Annotated in this window: 15 protein-coding genes; 5 read left to right on the forward strand and 10 right to left on the reverse strand. The window is 53.1% G+C overall.

Annotated features, from left to right (window positions below):
- The first annotated feature begins 56 nt into the window (after positions 1–56).
- Entirely contained in the window at positions 57–884 is an 828-nt protein-coding gene (locus KW848_RS23225) for an NYN domain-containing protein (protein ID WP_218538165.1), read from the forward strand.
- A 75-nt stretch (positions 885–959) separates the two neighbouring features.
- Here KW848_RS23225 and KW848_RS23230 read toward each other — a convergent pair whose 3' ends face one another.
- Positions 960–1289 carry a hypothetical protein gene (locus tag KW848_RS23230; RefSeq protein ID WP_218538166.1) on the reverse strand — a complete coding sequence of 110 codons (330 nt, stop codon included), beginning with the start codon at positions 1287–1289 and terminating at the stop codon, positions 960–962.
- Between the two features lie 263 nt (positions 1290–1552).
- Positions 1553–2449: a hypothetical protein gene (locus KW848_RS23235; RefSeq protein WP_218538167.1), complete on the reverse strand. Its 897-nt coding sequence runs from the start codon at positions 2447–2449 to the stop codon at positions 1553–1555.
- 1321 nt (positions 2450–3770) lie between these two features.
- On the opposite strand from KW848_RS23235, the gene iteA reads away from it, so the two are divergent.
- The 4 genes from iteA (at position 3771) to KW848_RS23255 (ending at position 10497) form a co-directional block, all read left to right on the forward strand.
- Positions 3771–4955, forward strand: coding sequence for an anti-phage ATPase IteA (gene iteA, locus KW848_RS23240; protein ID WP_218538168.1), 1185 nt, complete (start codon positions 3771–3773; stop codon positions 4953–4955).
- Positions 4900–7176 (forward strand): S8 family anti-phage peptidase IteS, encoded by a 2277-nt coding sequence (iteS, locus tag KW848_RS23245; RefSeq protein ID WP_218538169.1) that lies wholly within the window; start codon positions 4900–4902, stop codon positions 7174–7176. Before iteA ends, iteS begins: the two co-directional genes overlap by 56 nt.
- Before the next feature lie 508 nt (positions 7177–7684).
- The gene (locus KW848_RS23250) at positions 7685–9823 is read left to right on the forward strand and encodes a DEAD/DEAH box helicase (protein WP_218538170.1); all 2139 of its coding nucleotides are present in this window, start codon (positions 7685–7687) and stop codon (positions 9821–9823) included.
- Entirely contained in the window at positions 9820–10497 is a 678-nt protein-coding gene (locus tag KW848_RS23255) for a DUF2290 domain-containing protein (protein WP_218538171.1), read from the forward strand. The genes KW848_RS23250 and KW848_RS23255 overlap by 4 nt, the downstream gene beginning before the upstream one ends.
- Before the next feature lie 120 nt (positions 10498–10617).
- On the opposite strand, the gene KW848_RS23260 is transcribed toward KW848_RS23255, so the two are convergent.
- The 8 genes from KW848_RS23260 to KW848_RS23290 form a co-directional block, all read right to left on the reverse strand.
- Positions 10618–10803: a hypothetical protein gene (locus KW848_RS23260; RefSeq protein ID WP_218538172.1), complete on the reverse strand. Its 186-nt coding sequence runs from the start codon at positions 10801–10803 to the stop codon at positions 10618–10620.
- 62 nt (positions 10804–10865) lie between these two features.
- A complete protein-coding gene (locus KW848_RS23265; RefSeq protein WP_218538173.1) occupies positions 10866–11708 on the reverse strand; it encodes a chromosome segregation protein SMC in 843 nt (280 codons plus the stop codon).
- An 85-nt stretch (positions 11709–11793) separates the two neighbouring features.
- Complete coding sequence (locus KW848_RS23270) at positions 11794–14700, reverse strand: DUF927 domain-containing protein (protein WP_218538174.1); 2907 nt, start codon at positions 14698–14700, stop codon at positions 11794–11796.
- Positions 14697–14969 carry a DUF3077 domain-containing protein gene (locus KW848_RS23275; protein ID WP_218538175.1) on the reverse strand — a complete coding sequence of 91 codons (273 nt, stop codon included), beginning with the start codon at positions 14967–14969 and terminating at the stop codon, positions 14697–14699. The genes KW848_RS23270 and KW848_RS23275 overlap by 4 nt, the downstream gene beginning before the upstream one ends.
- Positions 14966–15250, reverse strand: coding sequence for a hypothetical protein (locus KW848_RS23280; protein WP_218538176.1), 285 nt, complete (start codon positions 15248–15250; stop codon positions 14966–14968). The genes KW848_RS23275 and KW848_RS23280 overlap by 4 nt, the downstream gene beginning before the upstream one ends.
- A gap of 534 nt (positions 15251–15784) precedes the next feature.
- On the reverse strand, positions 15785–15916 hold the full coding sequence (locus tag KW848_RS31900) for a hypothetical protein (protein WP_256365249.1): 132 nt from the start codon (positions 15914–15916) through the stop codon (positions 15785–15787).
- Positions 15917–16086: 170 nt separating this feature from the next.
- A complete protein-coding gene (locus KW848_RS31905) occupies positions 16087–16284 on the reverse strand; it encodes an AlpA family transcriptional regulator (protein ID WP_256365256.1) in 198 nt (65 codons plus the stop codon).
- A 628-nt stretch (positions 16285–16912) separates the two neighbouring features.
- Positions 16913–18154 (reverse strand): tyrosine-type recombinase/integrase, encoded by a 1242-nt coding sequence (locus KW848_RS23290; protein ID WP_218538178.1) that lies wholly within the window; start codon positions 18152–18154, stop codon positions 16913–16915.
- Between the last annotated feature and the right edge of the window lie 132 nt (positions 18155–18286).

An 18286-nucleotide genomic window follows, 5' to 3' on the forward strand; every position in this document is an offset into this window, starting at 1 on the left:
GCTCAGACCCGTTCACCTCACTTCCGATCCTGTCAGCCACATTTCAAGGATGATCCATGGTCAGTAAGTCCACGCACTCTAACCAGCAAAAACACCTCGCGGTGCTTATCGACGCTGACAACGCTCAGGCCTCGATCGTCGAAGGGTTGTTTGAGGAGATTGCCAAATACGGCATTGCCAGCGTGAAACGAATGTACGGCGACTGGACCGGACCTCAATTGGGTAGTTGGAAAAAGCTCATGCTTGAGCACTCGATTCAGCCCATCCAACAATTCGCCTACACCAAGGGCAAGAACGCCACCGACAGTTCGTTGATCATCGATGCGATGGATTTACTCTACACCCGCCGTTTTGAAGGCTTTTGTCTGGTTTCCAGTGACAGCGACTTCACCCGGCTGGCGGCGCGCCTGCGGGAGGAGGGTATGACGGTCTATGGATTTGGTGAACAAAAGACACCCAAGCCTTTTGTCTCTGCTTGTGACAAGTTCATTTACACCGAGATTCTTCGTGCCGAAGAAGTCGTCGAGCCAGCCAGCCAAGGCGAAAAAGCTCCCAAAACAACTGATTCAGTTACGGAGATGGATAAACAGTCGACGCCGCCACAATCGGCTAAACACGCGAAAGTACCTGTGGAGTTCATCGCCAAGATTCTCGACGACATCGCAGAAGAGGATGGTTGGGCGCTGCTGGCCACATTGGGGACAAACATCAGCAAGCTACGTCCTGCCTTCGACTCACGTCTGTATGGCCACACCAAACTCAGCGGCCTGATTCGCAGCCAATCCAAATGGTTTGAACTGGAAACTCGAGGGAATTTGCCGACGGGCGGGGCCGTGTTGTACGCACGCAATAAAAACAGAACCCTCGATAATAAAGCCCGCTGATGCGGCGACCAACACAGGTCGGCCAAGCGCAGTCCATGGATGAGATGTCCCACTCTTTGGGCAAAGCCTGATTACTCACTGAATATCTTTCAAGTAATCCCTAAGCGCAATGAGCGGCGCATCAAGCTGTTCCATCGTCCGCGCATTGCTGAAATCAGCTGACAACCTATGCAGTTCACGCCCTAGCGGCGTATCAGCCCCACCTATAGCGTCCAGCGCCAAACCTACACAATGCGCCACCCTAAACTGAATCCCCTCAACATCCCCCCGCCGCACCAGCAAGCCAAACACCTCCCGCTCATAATCACTCATGATCGGATCATCCCGCAGAATCGGACTTTCCCCCTCCCTCTCATAAGCCAGCTTGAGGGCGAAAAGGGCAACGGTTTCCAGTGGCAATTCCATTGTGTGAATCCTTGATTCGTTGGCTGAGCGGTTTCGGTTGGTGGCATTGAAAAGCAAGATCAAAAGATCGCAGCCTTCGGCAGCTCCTACGGGGTGGCGGGGTAGGGCTCACTTTTCTGTAGGCGAAAAAAAAGGCCTTGCAAAGCAAGACCTTTCTTAATTTTGGTGCCCGAGGGAGACTAGTTTATGTCATATATTCCGTGCCCTACAGCCTTTTTTTGCGATAAGGGATACAGATAGGGATACAAGTTTTCGATTGGTACCTATAGACGCGAAGGAATGATGTCCATACAGCATGGTTGGCCGGCTATGTTGAGCGAGTCGATCACTGCAGCGTAAATTCTTGCTAATTCTGCACACATTCGTGCGCTGTCACTATGATCAAGCTTGTAGGAGGGCAGTCCAGAAGGCAGCGTGATATGGAAGTCTTCGCCTTTGAGCTCATAGTCTATCGGTGCTTTGCTCACGCCCATGTTATGCACGGTATTGCGCAAAGCCGCATAGCTCCTTATGAACTGTCGGTCGCGTTCCATCGACGGCCGCGTGTAAGATTTTATCTTTGAGAAAACAAAATCTATTTCCCCTGCACCAGATTGGCCCCCGCCAACCTTCCCCATTTTTTCTAGAAGCTGCTCTTGCAGCGCTTCATCCATGGTGTCGTTGTACTCTTTGATAAATTCCTTCAGCTTGGTCTTCCTCTTGCTTGGGAGCTCGGGTTCATTCGCGCGTAGAGCGACGTAAATTTTCGACATCCAGAACTCAAAGGTCGAGTAGGTACCGATGGTGAAATCGAGATAACACCGGCCCACATATCGATCTCGATAGTTGTAAGTCGCGCTCTGGTAGTCCTCGTTGGCCCTCCAAAGGGTAGGAAAGTCTTCGCGTTTACGGTTGCGTTCGAGGATCACGTCAAAAATCCTCTCCGTTGGCCCCCGTTCGACAAAACATGACGTGGCTTCGTCATTGACGAAGTTGTAGATCAAGGCATCCGTTTCATCTGATATGCCGAGAAAGAACGATGTGTATTGCATGTCGTTTTCGAGCGAGTAGTTTTTTTGCAGCTGTGTCTGATGCTCCAGGCAGAAGCCTTTCAATAGCAAAAGATGAGCAATGCGGTCCAATTGATGGTCGTCGAACTCGAAGTGTTGTCGGTATGCCAAGCTCTTCATCCCTGTCAGCGCAAATGCGCTGTCTCCTTCAGTGTGTGGTGTGTTCGCAGGCTAGCATCGGAAGACACCCGATAGAGCCAACCATAGGTTGTGTCGACCACTTTACGGGGTGATGCTCGAACGCTCTATCTTGGCTTTCTGTTCTGCGTACGTTGGTGGCAACGGATTCAGTGCTGTGGAAAACATGTCCGTCTTTATTCTTGGGTACTACCAAAATTCCGAAATTGCCTGGGGCCCCTGAGGATTTTCCTATAGCACGGGGTCGGAAACCCGCGACATCGTGTTAGCGACAGGCTACGCAGCTTACTGAAATTTCAAACGTTGAAATTGAAAGGATCTTGAAGAAAAAGGGGCATCGTTACCGTCTCGGTAATGATGCCCCTTTGTGTTGCTGATAACGCACGCTTGGCATTGGTCAACCGAGTCAACTCCGTCAACCTGTCAACTAACTTAAAAAATTCAGCCGCTAACACGAACGCGCGGGTTCTCTGCCCCGTACCAATCGCAATTGTCCAGGGTCCCCGACCATCTCCACAGCCATAGGGCAAATGCACAGGTGAACCGCAGTTCACCAAGTTCACCTGTTCACTAAGCTGGGCACCTTTCCGCTAACAAGATCGGGCGGGTTACTCGCCCCGTGTCGAGGGTAATTCCTCAGGGGCCCCGGCACAATTTGGGTGCCTGTTAACCTGAGTTCACTGTTAACCGAATTTTTTCTTTGGCCAGCCCCCTGAGCTCGCGGGTTTCCGACCCCGTACCCACCAAATGTCCTCAGGGTCCCAGGCGATGTCGGTGCCTTGCGATGCATTTCCTCCGTTCGTCGTTAGCAGATGGGACCTCAAACTTTCTGGTGTTCGGCGATTCAGCGCTCGAATTATCCATTAGTCGATACCAGGCCCAGTGTTGCTTTCGCTGGCGGTGCTCTTACTGATGGGGTGTGGGGCTCGAAAAGGCGTGTTACAGGTGTTGCGGGTGTTACAGATCGTGCTAAATAATTGAATTTATTGGACTTTATTGTCGTCACACACCATTTATCTTTCGCATGAGTTTGGTGTTACAAACCAAATAGGTGTTACAGCAGCGTTTACAAGGGTAAACCGTAGGCCGCAATCGGCCTGACCATTCCCCAAGTGGTCCCCACAACAAGGATGGTTGTGAACCGCGACCTCCGGTGGCTTTGCAACTCAGAGCGTCGTTCGGCGCGGGCGGGATGCATTATCCGTTTCAAACTTGCCTGATTTCGTAGCGAAACCGGACTTATGCGTTACACTAACGCAGAAATATGAAACGAATCTCTTGATTGGTAGCTCACTTGGAACATCTCTCCGAAATACTGAAAATCCTTGATGGCGCACTGAAGGCCAATGCCAGCATGGCCTCTAACTATGCAGGACTTCTTGCTGAGAAGCTGGAACAGGCCGGAGATGGTAAGCAAGCCCGCATGATTCGCGAGCGACTTGCCCGAGCACCTGTCGCGCTAGCAAATGCCCAGGATGCTTCGAACGGATTCAGCTTTGGCAACCTGCCTGTTGACGGTGAAAGCCACTTGCATACAGTGGACGTAAGCCATCCATTGGAAGATGAAACTTCTCTTCTGCTGCCGAGTGCGATCGCCTCACGAATCAGTGAGTTCATAGCCAACGTCCAACGTTACGACGAGCTCGCGCGGGTTAATGCAGCGATGCCGAGTAGGCTGTTAGCTTACGGACTACCTGGGACCGGAAAAACCAAATTGGCGCGCTATATCGCTGCTAAGCTCAGCCTGCCGCTGCTTACAGTGCGCTGCGATACTCTAGTGAGTAGTCTTTTAGGGCAGACCAGTAGAAACCTGAGAAGAGTTTTTGAGTTCGCGCAACAAAGACCTTGTGTACTTCTTCTCGACGAGTTTGATGCCCTCGCGAGCGCTAGGGGGAACGATCGAGATGTTGGAGAGCTTCAACGTGTCGTTATCGCGCTGCTGCAGAACATCGACGCGATGACTGAAAGCACCGTCGTCATTGCTGCCACGAATCATGATCGCTTGCTGGATCCAGCAGTGTGGCGACGTTTCGGTTTCCGCGTACCCATGCCTATTCCAGACACTGCTTTACGTAGGCAGCTATGGGCTCAGTTTTTGTTGCCGTATACGAATGAGGGAATTGACCTGGACCATCTCGCGGGTATCTCCGCGGGTATTACCGGTGCGAACATCGAGCAGGTTTGCCTGGATGCGAAGCGAACGACTGTTTTGGCAGGTGCTAAAGAAATTAGTGAGTTAGAGCTGGTACGACGGCTAGGTTTAAATCTTGCAATAACCAGTGGCATACTGCTATCAACCGTCGAGGCTGAGATTTATTGGCTGCGAGAGTGGTCTCCTAAGCATTTTTCCTTGAGAGCACTCGCAAAGCTGTACGGCTTGTCGACAAGGCATATAGGCAAAGTAATCAAGGAAGGCAGCGACCATGGCACGCAAGAAAGGTCCAGAATCACTCCAGGATCGGCCCAGTCCACGGACTGAAAACCCCTTTATTCATGTCCCATTTTCCCCGATAGACCTCAGTTCGGTTGAGCGTCCACCGGGTGGGGGCAAGAAGCTTCTGGTGCCGGTGGATGACGAATACCGAAAAACTCTTTCGCAGAGCTTGCTGCAAGCCTCGTCAGCTTTGTCTGGTGAGCAGGAAAGGTATCCATCGCAGCTGTCGACGTTTGTCTTCCGCCTTAGGGAAAAAGGGATAGCGAAGTCCCATCGGCCAATCGAGCTTACTCAAGAGACGGGACTGCAACCTGCAGGTCACGCCAACATTGACGAGATGTTAGTTTCTGCAGATGGAAGAGCTATCTCTGCTCTTAACAGCGCCATTTTGACGCGCAGAACGAAGGTGATTACCGCTAATCTCAGCGCTATTGAAGGGATCGAGCCTTGGGGCCGTGCTCGTCGTAACCCTGGTGGTTCCGCTGAACTGCAGCAGAAGGGAAGCGGCCTGCTGAGGCTTTTCCAATATCAGCGGTCAGATTTCAACAGCATCAATCAGGAAGCCATCCTCCGGTTGTTGAAATCGCTGAGTATTGATTACTCCGAAATCCCCATTGGGAGAGGCCTGCCTCTCATTGCGATACGGCGCATAGATCGACTCGATGACTCAGCCCTTTCGAGCTTGTTGGACTACCCCGGCGCACGCCAGATATACGCCGAACCAACCTTCTACAGTCGTAACTCAGTAAGTGTGCCGGTAACTGCTGCGTCAGGTAGTGCGGCCGCCCCTGCTAACACTGTTTATCCTACAGTGGCAGTCTTCGACACGGGAGTGAGCAGAGACGCGTTGGCGATAACCGATTGGGTAAAAAGTCGAGACACTTACGTTCTTCCGCCTGACACGAATTTCGAGCACGGCACGGCAGTCGCCTCCCTCGTGGCAGGTGCGGCTCATTTTAATGATGGGCACGCTTGGATACCTCCGACACAGGCCTATGTACATGACGTATGCGCGCTAGAAGCTGCAGGATCTTCCTTCGGTGAGTTGGAGCTGAGGTTGCGAGAGGCGGTTCAGCGCCGACCGGATATCAAAGTATGGAATCTTTCGCTTGGCGGCGCGGCGTGTGATGAGCACAGCTTCAGCGAAATGTCCATGGCACTGGATGACCTTAGCGACAAATATGGAGTTCTCTTCGTTGTCGCTGCTGGGAACTATCTCGATCAGCCGCGCCGGACATGGCCAAACCCTGCGCAACTCGCCGACCGCGTTTCATGTCCTGGTGAATCTGTTCGAGCTCTAACCGTGGGATCGATCTCTCACGTTGACGCTGCCGGGGCGCTCTCTGCAGCCGGGCACCCTACGCCATATTCTCGCTGCGGCCCAGGCCCGGTCTTTACACCTAAACCAGATATAAGCCATGTTGGGGGAGGCGTTCATGCGCCTTGGGCAGCAGGTCCGTGCAGCCTTAAAGTACTCACGCCGAAAAATCAGTTGGGCTATGGCTTTGGGACGAGTTACGCAGCCCCCATCGCATCTGCAATGGCCGCCAACGCCTGGTTGGCCGTGACTGGGCATGGAGCTTTGACACCGACGCCTGCATTGGTAAAAGCCCTGATGATCCATTCTGCGCAGCTGTCGTCACCTGATTACGAGGCGTTCGAGCGCCGATATCATGGGGCAGGTAGGCCAGAGGCGATTCTGAAATGTCTGTATGACAGCAACGACAGCTTCACAATGGTTTTCCAGGCGGACCTGGTACCGGGAATGCGGTGGCGTAAAGCTTCATATCCAATCCCGGATGCTCTGATTCACAACGGAAAATTTCGAGGTGAGATCATCATTACCGCTGCCTACGCACCACCGGTTGATCCTGGTGCCGGCAGTGAATACGTTCGTGCCAATGTTGAACTTAGCTTTGGCGAAATCGACGGCAATAACATTAAAGGTAAGGTTCCCATGGATGGCGAGGAGGGACAAAGTGGCTATGAAGCCGCCCAAGTGGAGCATGGAAGCAAATGGTCGCCGGTGAAGGTTCATCGCAAGAGCTTTCCTCAAGGCACAGCCGTTGAGACTTGGGGGCTTCAAGCCACGGCAATGCTTCGAGCTTTCGAACCAGCTCTGACGCATGCGCTTCCGGTTACCATCATCGTCACGCTTCGTGCTCTTGATGGAAACCCAGATGTTAGAAGTGATGGAATTCGGGCGCTGACGCAGGCTAACTGGATTCATGCCGCACTTCCCGTACACACGCCTATCCGCACGTGACATAGACTCAGCACTGAGTGCCCGCTTTTGGCCCAGAGTGCGTAAAAAACGCAGACACCGTTTGGAAGTCTGCGTTGCTACGTAAAATCTGCCAGCGCTGGCTAGTCGGCAGACCTGAAATTTGCGTAGGAACACGATTTTCGTTCTAGTTGTGACCGTCAAATGTGCTCTAAAACGTTTTTACACAGCCTCGGCCGATTGCTGCCTGTCACGAAGGGCTGCAACCGACCCCAAGCTGTCTGTCAAAAGCGGCAGATATTGGGAAGTTGGCCGCCAGAGGACTCAGCCCAAGAGGCCCAGTCATAGCTGTGACGAGGTCTGAACCTGACGTTGTTTGCCTTGAAGACCCCCAGCAAAATGCTTGCAAGCCATAGCATGCGTAGATGACACTGCGAGGCAACATTACTAAGGCGTTTACGGTGAGTCATTGGCTCACCGGCGCTCTCCGCCGGCACGTCCAGTCACAAGATAAGGGGCTAGGGTGCAAGGACCAAAAGAAGATACCAGCATGACTCAAGCTACAAACCAATTGGATGTTGTATATGGTGAGTACTCTGACCTAACTCAGGTACGTGAGTTCGTTAGTGGGGTAAAAGAGGCCAAATGCACTGGCACTCTTTATATCGGCTATCCAGTATTATCTATTGACGATGGAAAGATTGAGTTTGATGCGCTGTTAGTTTCTCCAAATCGAGGAATAATAGTTTTTGATCTGTACTCGGCAGGCGAGGTAACAGATCACAAACCTGGCAGCATTCCAACTTCGTCGACTGCTCGGCAGGAACAGTTGTATGCAGCCCTATTCAATAGGCTTAACTCTTTCAAAGAGCTACGGAAGGGTCGATCACTAGTCGTTGACATCTCGACGGTCACATTAAATCCAGTAGCTGGCGGCCTTAAATCTCAAGACGAATTCCACGAGTCTTCGATTGAATTTCTATCTGATTTTTATGAGTCACTATCGGATGCTAATCTAACTTCAGACCAAGAACAGCATCTGAATGCAGCCATTCAGCGAATCTCAAATCTTAAACCGCAGAAAAAGCGTCTAAACATCACCCGGGACGACTCCCGAGGTGCCGTAATCAAGCGTATTGAAGAGCAGATCGCGAATCTAGACCTATGGCAAAAGCGCGGCTCTATTGAATATGTTAACGGGCCCCAACGCATCAGAGGCCTAGCGGGATCGGGTAAAACTGTCGTTTTGGCTTTGAAAGCCGCTTATCTGCATGTTAAAAGACCGGATTGGGACATTGCAATTACTTTCAACTCTAGAGCTTTGTATCAACAGTTCGAAAGCCTTTTGACTAGATTCGTATATTCACAAATTAATGATGAGCCCGACTGGACGAAGCTCCATATACTTCATTCATGGGGTGATTCATCCAAGCCAGGAATATATTCAAAAATTGTGCATCAAATTGGTTCGGTTTATCGGGATTTTTCGTCCGCCTCTCGAAAATGGACCTATAACACTGCATTTTCAGGTGCTTGCCAAGAAGCTTTGGATGCCATGGGAGAAAAAGAACTCGACCTATTTGATATGGTTCTAATCGATGAGGCTCAAGATCTTCCTACGCCATTTTTTAGGCTCGTTTATAAAACAGTTAAAGATCCAAAGCGTATTATCTGGGCTTATGACGATCTGCAAAGCTTAGGCGATACGCAACTGCCATCACCTAAAGATTTATTTGGTGTGGACTTAAATGGCACTCCGCTTGTCGCACTTAAAAATAAAGTAGATTATCCTCAAGAGGATATCGTCTTGCCTAGATGCTACAGGACGCCTCCAGAATCATTGGTCATCGCCCACGGACTTGGCTTTGGAATTTACAGAGAACCGGTTGTGCAGATGTTTCCACAGCCGAAGATATGGGAACGCCTAGGATATCAAATTAAGTCTGGGTCGCTTCAATTTGGTAAGGATGTAGAGCTTATTCGCGATCCAGAAAGCGTGCCTGAATTTTTTGGACGATTACTAAAGCCAGATGAAGTGATTCAGTTCAAAAAATTTGCGGACGTGCTTAGTCAGTACCAATGGGTCGCTAATGAAATAAAAAGATTAATTGCAGAGGAGGACCTCCAATGCTCTGACTTCTTGATTGTCATACCCGACACATATAAAAGCAAATCAATTTCTGCTCGGATGTTGATAGCCCTGCAGCGTGAAGGTTTGATGGGGCGAATTCCGGGAGTCAACTCTTCCAGAGACTCGTTATTTGCAGAAGATATGATTTCTATAACTCATATCTATCGTGCGAAAGGCAACGAAGCACCAGTCGTCTTCGTGATTGATGCCGATTATTGCAACCAAGGAAAGGAATTAAAGCAGAAACGGAACATTTTATTCACTGCAATTACCAGGTCTCGCGCCTGGGCTTACGTTTGCGGTGTTACTTCTGCTTTCGACGGAATCATAGCCGAATACGCAAATATCGTTGATAACGGCTACTCACTTAATTTTGAATACCCGGCGGAAGAGCAAATCCCACAACTTTCTTCAGCTGCAGATGCTCTAAGCCTTGTCCCAGATGAGAGTGATGGTTTCACAAGTGTCAGGGACGTTCTTGAAAAAGTGAAAGACGTTCCTTGGGAGCAAATCCCTATCGATATCCAAGAGGTTTTGAAGAATTTGGGGCCGCAATGAACCCTGTTTCTGCCGTCAAAGTGCTAAATACCTTTTTATATGAAGGTTACGCACAAGGAATTTTTAGGCATGTAAACACGCACCTCGCTACACAAGGAGCTGCGCGCCTATTCAGCGTCGCTCCTGCTATTGAGGTGGGAATGATTGACACAAAGAATTTGAGTTTCGATGAGTATATTAGATTGATATCGGAAGAGCGATACTCGGCCATTCTTTTTGATTACTCATTACTTTCTGTTGAGTGGGAGATTAAGAATTCAGAGATAGTAAGGCATCGTTATTTATATATTCCATGCCCTATAAGAAATGATGTGCTTTTAGAGCGGCCAGCTGAAATTGAGATTGCTGATTTTTTTTCTCAACTAGATCGTGGCTCACTTGGCAATCACCTGATTAGTCAAGGTTATTTACGTTTTGACTATACGACAGATATTGTCTTAAAAGATATGCATCATCCGGTAGCTCATATGACCACCATTTCGTCTGATTGTCGGGTGGCAATGAGGTCGCCGTTATCTGCAGGCGATTTTTTAAACTTTATATTCGATAATTTTTACCCGCAACACGCTAACTTTTGGTTGGACTATCAACCCCACCTACGAACATTGTGTGAGGATACTATTCGCGAGACAGAAATTAATAGAATGCACATTTACTGGGCGGATGAGTATTAATTAGCAGAGGACTAGATAGTCCAGCGCCTAGTAAGCATGCGCCAATCAATGGCGGCCGCTGGAAATGCTCCATCGAATTAGAATGCAACGGAAGCATTCGCGAGCTTCCGTCTATCCTTATCACCGTTTTTTCAGCTTGTGTTCGATTAGCCCCATTTCTGCCTTGATCGCTGTGATGGTGAGCTTCTGTATCGCTGTGCTTTTTCCGAATTTGGTATCCACGATCTTGAGTAAGCCGGTTAGGTGAGCTTTTCTCGCTTTAAGCGTTTCGGATATGGAAGAGCTGTTTTGTGTCGCTGTATTCATGGTTTCATTCCTTGGCGTGATTCAAACAGCCCGCGAAAGCAGGCTGCTTCAGGGAGTCGGCATTACATCGAGAGCAGATCGCGCGTGCGATGCTGGATGCCACGATCTGCCAGATCGCTCCATCCCCAACTACCGAAGTTTTCGCCTTGCTCAGGGATGTCGAGCTTGAATAAGGACACTGGGTCGCGGCCAATCAGCCGAGCTGCGGCGTAAAGCTTGCCTCCCACATCTAGCAGCGTTTGGGCGGCTTCATTCCACGCTTCCTCCAGGGCGTTGTGGGCTAGCCACATGGCGGTGTCCTCAATTTTTTGGTGTTCTACTTGAGCCTCGCTGATATGTCGCTCTACGATGGCCAACTCTTGCTCCAAGGCGGTGATGATCAGGAGCTGGCGGCGATGTTGTTCTGTGGCGGTAGTGAGGTTTTTCGCGGCTTTCTGAGCGTCGATGCTGGCTGCTTTTTCGCCGTCGACGTCGCCCCAGGCCACGGCCTGTGCGTAAGCGGTAGCGGCATGGGTCTCAGCCTGCCTTGCGCCGGCCATCTCTTCCTGCGTTTGCTGGCGAATTTCCTCTAGGCGAGTGCTGAGGCTATGCCGTTTAGCGTTGAGCTCCAGTTCATCCGCCATCCAGTTCGCCATGTCTGCAATGTAGCCCTCCATTAAGCTTTCTCGGTTGGCCAGCATCTCCAGGCGGTCCAGCTTCTGATCTAGTCGGAATATCTGATGATCGAGCGAGTCGATCTTGATTTTTCGACTGCTGATTTCATGTCTGACGTCGCTCTCGCGGCCTTGGTTGATGACCTCCTCACTTTGAAGTGCTACTTCAAAAGGCGGCAGTTCCCTTTTGATAGCTTCCATTTCACTGGTCAATTTGGCGCGTGCGTCTTTCAGTTGTTCAATTTGGTTCATGGTTTTTTCCTATGTCATTGGGTTGGGTTCGCAGTGGCTGGCGAGGCCGATTGAGCCGGCTCTACCTCAGTCAGCAGGCTCACCGTCAGGCGGCCTGTGCCTCGCTTTCATCCGTTCCCGGTATGGTTTTCACCACGTAGCACCGCTGAGTCCCCATGCCGGGCAAACGGACGGCGCAGGAGGCTTTGCCATCTGGCCCCGGCTCAAGGACGCCCCGACGTATCAGCTCCTTGTTCACGGCATTGATGTTCATGCCCTTAAACACTTCGGAGCGCCAAGCCTCCGGCAACACGTAGTAGGTATTGGTGGTATGCAACGCATCACCCAGGCCGTGCTCCAGCGTTTTACGAAAGCCCAATCGGTCAATGGTGCGTGGACCGTGCTCATCGATCTTTGCGGCAGCCGACTCCCAGCGGGTGAAACGGCTTTCGCCGAAGCGTTCGATGACCTGGCGCAACCGCGCCAAGATCGCGTCCCCTTCAAGGTTCCCGGCGCCGCCGCGCTCATTCATCCAAGCACTCAGGCACACCCGGGCCGCAGTGGTAGCGGTGCCATCTGGCCAGCCGGTAATTCCCATCGCGGTGGCCAGTTCGCCGGCAGCAGCGGCCAGTCCAAAGCGAGCGGCTGCTCGATGCGCCTGACCGCTGGCCGAGGCAGGAAGTGCCTTGGCAATAAAGCCCTCCAAGGTATGGCGCAGGATCGTTGACCAACCATGCCGCTTGCCGGGCTCACAGAGGGCCGCCAGGAAGGCGGTGAGCGGTGTACCGTAGTACTTGGCAACCCGCGCCTTAAGTGCATCGGAGAGGGCCGCCGCGTCATCGAAACCGTTTAGTACATCGAACATGCCGAGGCCTTTGCTGGCGTCGGCTGGCACGGCGAGCATCCGTACTTCCATGCCGGCTTTCAGTTCCTTGTTGGCTTCGGCCATGTGCTGCGCCAACGTCTTCTCGCCGGTCGAGAGAAACAGCAAGCGCCACTCCTGCACCTGGCGGCCTGCTTGTCCTCGATCATTAGCCCGAGCCTTGCCGGTGCCGTTGCCGAGCATGTACACCGTCTCGCCAATGATGCGCGGGTCGCACATGCCGATTTCATCGAGCACCAGGAGCCCGTCTGAATGCGCGGCGGCGATGGATTCCAGGGCGTTATCCGTCGAGCGCCAAGAGCGCACCAGACGCGGCCCGCCGTAGATCGAGGCGGCCACCTGCAGGTGGGTGGTCTTGCCGCCCGAGCTGTCACCGTAGAGGTGAAAGCCGCCCGACTCATGGCCAAGCATATGCAGCAGCGGACCGGCAAACGCCACGCTGGCCACAAACGCCAAGCGGTGATTGCCGATGCACAAGGCGCCGATCTGCTCTTGCCACTGTTCAAGAGTGCCGGCTTCGCTGATCGGCGGAAGCTGCGCGCCGGCCTCATAGAAGTGCAGGTGTTCAGTGTGCAAGCCGACCTGCTGTTCGGGCAGCAAGAACGCGCTGTCATGCCAGCCCAAACGGGTGACCAAGCGTGCGCGCTGGGCGCTGTCGAAGCCGCCGAGGTAACTCTGCAGGTCGTTGCGGGCATTGCGCCCGGAGCGACTGCCAGCCAGGCGCAAACCCATGTCCACCAGCGGGCCGAGCACGTCCTTGCCGAAGTCGCCGGTCATGGTCCGCGCCGGGATGTTCCAGCGTTTTTTCGCCCCGTCGGGATCATCGAACTCGACCAGCAAACCCCAGTTGTGGCCCTGCGCATCTCGGGTGCGCGCCAGGATCTCCAGCGGCGAACACACCGGGCGTGCCTCGCCATCGTCACCGGAATAAAACACGCCTTCGGCTGTCAGGCGAAAGCCGCCGGGCAGCAGGTCATTTTTTGGCTTCGAGGGACGCTTGGCTGCTGCTTTTGCCTTCGGTTCCGGATTGGCCTCGGCCTGCTCAGGCTCCGACTTCTCGACAACCAAACCGAACAGTTCACCGCTACTTTCCAGCTCGGCGAAGTGGGTCGCTGTCCAGCCTTTGGCGAGTGCATCGGCTGCATCGTCGCCGTCGTCCCATTGACCACCTTTGGCATAGGCTGCGGCGCCGTTCTTCAGCGTAGGCTTGCGTTTGAACGCCTCCAGCGCGATGACCCGAACCGACGCGGCGCCGATTTCACGCAGGTTATCGGCAATGGCTTCCATGCAGGCTTTGCCGCTGACATCGTTGTCCGGCCACAACAGCACTTCGCGACCCTTGAGCGGTGTCAGGTCGGCTTTGTGCCAGGAGTTGGAGCCGTTCGGCCAGCAGGTGGCCGCGTAGCCGGGCAACAGTTCGGCGGCGGCGTCGGCAGCTTTCTCGCCTTCGCAGAGAATGACCGGAGCCTCTGCGCGTTGCGCCAGTTCATCAAGGCGCAGCAGAGGACGCGGCTCCGGCAGACCTTGCCAACGCCATTGCTGCGTTTGACCGTCGGTACGCTGGCACCAGGTCAAGGGGGCAAATACCTTGCGCGTTTTGCCGTCCTCATCCGGCCCCAAATCGAAGCGATAAAGCGCCATGACCGGCTGGCCCTGAATGTTGCGGTAAATCCAGACTTTGGACGGTGCGCCGTGTTGCCGGTGTTTGGCCGGGCATTTGTTCATGGCCTCGGCCGGGATCGGCTGAATGGCAATCCACTCAGGTGCTTTTGTCTTGGCAGGCGCTGGCTTGGCCTGGGCGGCGCCGGGCGATACGTTGAGCAGATCTGCCAGTTTATTACAGGCCTCGACGTCGGTGCCCCCGTCCAGATAGCGCACCAGATCGATCAGGTCACCGCCCTTGTCACCGGTAGCGAAGTCGGCCCACGTGCCCTTGCTCAAATTGATCTTTAGCGAACCGGCGCGTTTGTCGCTGCGGGTCGGATTCGGTGCGGTGTATTCCTTGCCACCGTCTACGCGCTTGCCATTGGGCAACCAGTGCGACAGGACACGATCAATGTCTTTCAGTGCGGCGGTTTTCACGTCGACGAAGCTGGGACGTTTCGCGGAGTTGCTCGGGCGTTGGCTCATGCGTCAGCCCTCACCAAAAACAGCGCGTCATTGATGTCGGCGATCAATGCTTTGGCCATCTCGCCAAGGTACAGAGCAGGCCAACTGAAACGCTCGCCGTGGTCGCTCATGGCGGCGTCGAAGTTCAGCTGGTTGGCGTGATGTTGCAGCAGGGAAACCATCTCCAGTGCATCCTCGACCGGTACTCCGGCATTGACCCGGAACAACTTCAAATCGGTGGCATTCACGCGAGTAAATGTGACGTGCCCGCGGGTGGTGGATGTGGTCATAGCGCACCGCCTTTCTGTGCAGCAGGCGTAGAGGTGGTGTCGCCGTGCAAGGCGAGGGTTTTGATCAGGCCGAGGGTGCCGCGCACGTCCCAAAGAACAGCGGCAATGATGTGATTGGCGAGGCGCGAGGATTCGCTTTCGAAGTGATCCTCCAGCAGCGTCAGCACCGAGTCGGCGCGATCAATGGCGCAGGTGATGGCGTCGATAGGCACACCGGCTTCCGCTTTCGGATTAACGCAGAGCAGGTCTTCAGGCAGGGCACAACTCAGGGCGTTGTTCATTGGGCACCGCCTGCGGCTTCGAGCACGCGGGCTTTGGCCATATGGGCGTTGTATCGGGTGAGACGTGTAGCGAGGCTGGAGTTGGCGTGTAGAGCGGCGAGAGCCATTGCACGATGGGCAGCGGCGCGATTTTTGGACGGATTGAGGGCATGATTCATGCGGTGAGGCTCCTAACGTTGAGGAACCGCCACTACTTGCTGCAAAACAAGATTGGGTGGCGGCTGTACGCAGGTTTGCAGACCGGGACGTTAGGCACCCGGCGCGCTCGAAAGCGCCCCACGCACAGCCACCATAAAACGAAGTTGCAGGCATGAAAAAAGCGCCAGCTTTCGGAACGGTGGCGCTCATGCGCCTAACGATGTTCGGGCTGCAAAACCCGGTCGCTGAATTTGCAGCGACGGCCGAAGAGTAGCGTCCCGGTTTCAAAAGTGCAACCGTGTGGAGATGTTGCGCATTTTTCCGATGCGGCATAAATTGTTCGTGCATATAGATTTACCTCAACGCCTCCGGATCGCTCCCGGGGGCGTTTTCATTTCAAGCATCGCGCTCGTGACGCAAGGTGAGCACGGGGGAATAGCCATCGCGAATCATCTGGCGGGCATCGTGATAGGCATCTGTTGCCTGGGCTTCATCCAAGACAACAACACCCAACTGATCTGCATGCATGATCAACAGGCACCAAACTCCATCCGTCCAGCTCAATACGCCTAGAGTCCGTCCGCGCCGCTCGTGTTTTCTGCACAATCGCTCGAAACGTTGGATTCGTGTTTTGGAAAATCCAACTTCGTGCAATGCCTGAAATGACCTGAGTTTTGAGAGCGAAGGAGGTGGTCTTCTCATGCCGCCACCTTGTTTCTTGCCGAAATGCGAGCCCGCACCCAACTTTGGACTTCATCAAGAACCCAGGCGACAGGAGCTCCGCGAGCTTTACTACCGCTTAGTTTTACTGGAAGTGGGAATTCGCTATCCGCTTGCTGCATCAGTTTGTAAATCGTTGGGCGTGCAAGTCCAACGATGGCCATTACTTCTGGCATACGAATCAGAATTGCTGAAGGGTCAGCGGCAGGGTGACTGGCTCGCCTAGCGTTTATGTCGGTCGCTTGGAGCGAGTGGGTTTCGAAAGAATTTGCTGATTTGAAGGACTGGTGTGTCATAGAAAACCCCTGGGTATGGATACAGGGGTATCTATCTATACATTTATCTAGACGAAGAAAACTACTTTGTCTCTAGACCGGTGAATGTGTAGTCAATACAGGTACAACACAGGGTGAACGCGGCAGTACAGTAATTGCTTCTGCTCAGTTTTTGACTGTGATCGAGATGGCGTTCAGGTTGGTGCGTTATTCATCCAGAGAGAGTTTGGACACTCACTCATCGGCGATCCCACGCCCTAGATTTTAGCGCTCAACCAGCGACGTATGTCAGTTAAGCATTCGCAAACGAGGTCTGGCCCGCAGGCGTGAGGGCGCTCATCGAGCAAGGCGGTTGCGATGGTGAGATGCGTACGGTTGTTACACGTAATAGCCGAGTTACACTTCGTGTACGTTGACTCATGATCAGGTGTTACGATTAAAATATTCAATAATATCAATAGTTTATACTTTATCGTTACACCTGTAACACGCGTTACACTGATTTTTTAGGGGGGGGCGATCATGGTTGTCAGACTGCCTTTCCGAACTTCCTTTTCACCACATTTCCAGCAGCTAGCGCATCAAGGTGATCTGCATACCACTGCATCATTTTAATGCGTTGCTCAAGGTATTGAGCTTTGTTGTATATCCCCGAAATACCTTCCTCTTTGTGAGCAAGTTGCGCTTCAACATGTTCTTTCGGCCAGCCATGTTCTCGAAGCAGCGTACTCGCAGTGTGCCGAGTACCGTGTCCAACTAAGCGGCCTTTATAGCCAATAGTGGCGAAGACCTTATTGATCGTATTTTCGCTGATGGTTGGATTTTTGGCTCCAACACCAGGGCAGAGCCAGCGACTCCTCCCGGTTAAGCAATGCAGTTCTTTCAGCGCTGCAACTGCTTGGTGGGGAAGTGGGCAGACAAAATCTCGACGCATCTTCATCTTGGCGGCAGGTGTGGTCCAAATGGCTTTCTCAAGGTCAAACTCCTTCCATTCAGCCAAACGGACCATGCCGGGTCGCGATGCCGTCCATACACAAAGCCAAGCGGCTGTGCGAGCAGTCAATCTGGCCGGTGTGTTTTTGAGTGCCTGGAGAAACTCGCCCAGTTCAGGCTCCAACAAATGTGGATGCTGCTGAGTCTTAGGTGCTTGGGCCGCAATATCCCGAAGGCGGCTGCCCGGATCGTTTTCAGTCAGGCCTAAGCCGATGGCTCGCCCGAAGATCTGATTTATCCAGGTGCGACACTTTTCAGCCACGTTGTGTGCGTCCCGGGCTTCGATGGATGCTTGGAGTTCCGCGCAGTCGGTACGGGTGATTTCGTCTAGAGGCTTATCTCCCAGGGCCGGGAGTATGTCTTTGTCGAGGTAGGTGCGGATTTTGTTGAGAGTGGAGGGTGCGAGACCCTTTTCCTCTTTTGCCTTCAGCCAGGCATCAGCGGCAGCTCGAAAGGTTCGGGTCTTAGCCGCATCGATAGCAGCTTTCGCGGATCGCTTTTGTTCAAGGGGATCGGCACCGCTACTCACTACTTTGCGTAGATCGGCAGCTTTGTCCCGTGCCAATGCACCGCTTACTTCCGGGTATCCCCCGAGCCCCATCCAGGCCCAATTACCCGCCGGACGTTTGTAGCGGAGCTGCCAAGATTTACCACCATCAGGTTTGACCCTGAAGTAGAGGCCGTTTCCGTCCAGCTCCCGGTATTCCTTTGATTCCGGCTCCAGCCCCGCAAGTGTCGTGTCAGCGAGAGGGCGGCGCTTGATATCTGCGCGCTTCATCCTTGTATCCCAAAGTTCGGTATTTTTCTCAGGATACAAGCAGGGATACAGGGATACAACGTATAGGGAGAGACAGGGGTAGATAGACAGGCACAAAAAAACCGGCCAAGTGGCCGGTTTCTCTGGGTCTGA

This window comes from Pseudomonas sp. PDM25 (genome assembly GCF_019219045.1).
Lineage (GTDB): Bacteria > Pseudomonadota > Gammaproteobacteria > Pseudomonadales > Pseudomonadaceae > Aquipseudomonas.

Excerpts from the sequence above, each read along its gene's own strand:
- KW848_RS23225 (WP_218538165.1), top strand. The coding sequence starts at position 57 with ATGGTCAGTAAGTCCACGCACTCTAACCAGCAAAAACACCTCGCGGTG.
- KW848_RS23230 (WP_218538166.1), bottom strand. The coding sequence starts at position 1,289 with ATGGAATTGCCACTGGAAACCGTTGCCCTTTTCGCCCTCAAGCTGGCT.
- iteS (WP_218538169.1), top strand. The coding sequence starts at position 4,900 with ATGGCACGCAAGAAAGGTCCAGAATCACTCCAGGATCGGCCCAGTCCA.
- KW848_RS23250 (WP_218538170.1), top strand. The coding sequence starts at position 7,685 with ATGACTCAAGCTACAAACCAATTGGATGTTGTATATGGTGAGTACTCT.
- KW848_RS23255 (WP_218538171.1), top strand. The coding sequence starts at position 9,820 with ATGAACCCTGTTTCTGCCGTCAAAGTGCTAAATACCTTTTTATATGAA.
- KW848_RS23260 (WP_218538172.1), bottom strand. The coding sequence starts at position 10,803 with ATGAATACAGCGACACAAAACAGCTCTTCCATATCCGAAACGCTTAAA.
- KW848_RS23265 (WP_218538173.1), bottom strand. The coding sequence starts at position 11,708 with ATGAACCAAATTGAACAACTGAAAGACGCACGCGCCAAATTGACCAGT.
- KW848_RS23270 (WP_218538174.1), bottom strand. The coding sequence starts at position 14,700 with ATGAGCCAACGCCCGAGCAACTCCGCGAAACGTCCCAGCTTCGTCGAC.
- KW848_RS23275 (WP_218538175.1), bottom strand. The coding sequence starts at position 14,969 with ATGACCACATCCACCACCCGCGGGCACGTCACATTTACTCGCGTGAAT.
- KW848_RS23280 (WP_218538176.1), bottom strand. The coding sequence starts at position 15,250 with ATGAACAACGCCCTGAGTTGTGCCCTGCCTGAAGACCTGCTCTGCGTT.
- KW848_RS31900 (WP_256365249.1), bottom strand. The coding sequence starts at position 15,916 with ATGCATGCAGATCAGTTGGGTGTTGTTGTCTTGGATGAAGCCCAGGCA.
- KW848_RS31905 (WP_256365256.1), bottom strand. The coding sequence starts at position 16,284 with ATGCCAGAAGTAATGGCCATCGTTGGACTTGCACGCCCAACGATTTAC.
- KW848_RS23290 (WP_218538178.1), bottom strand. The coding sequence starts at position 18,154 with ATGAAGCGCGCAGATATCAAGCGCCGCCCTCTCGCTGACACGACACTT.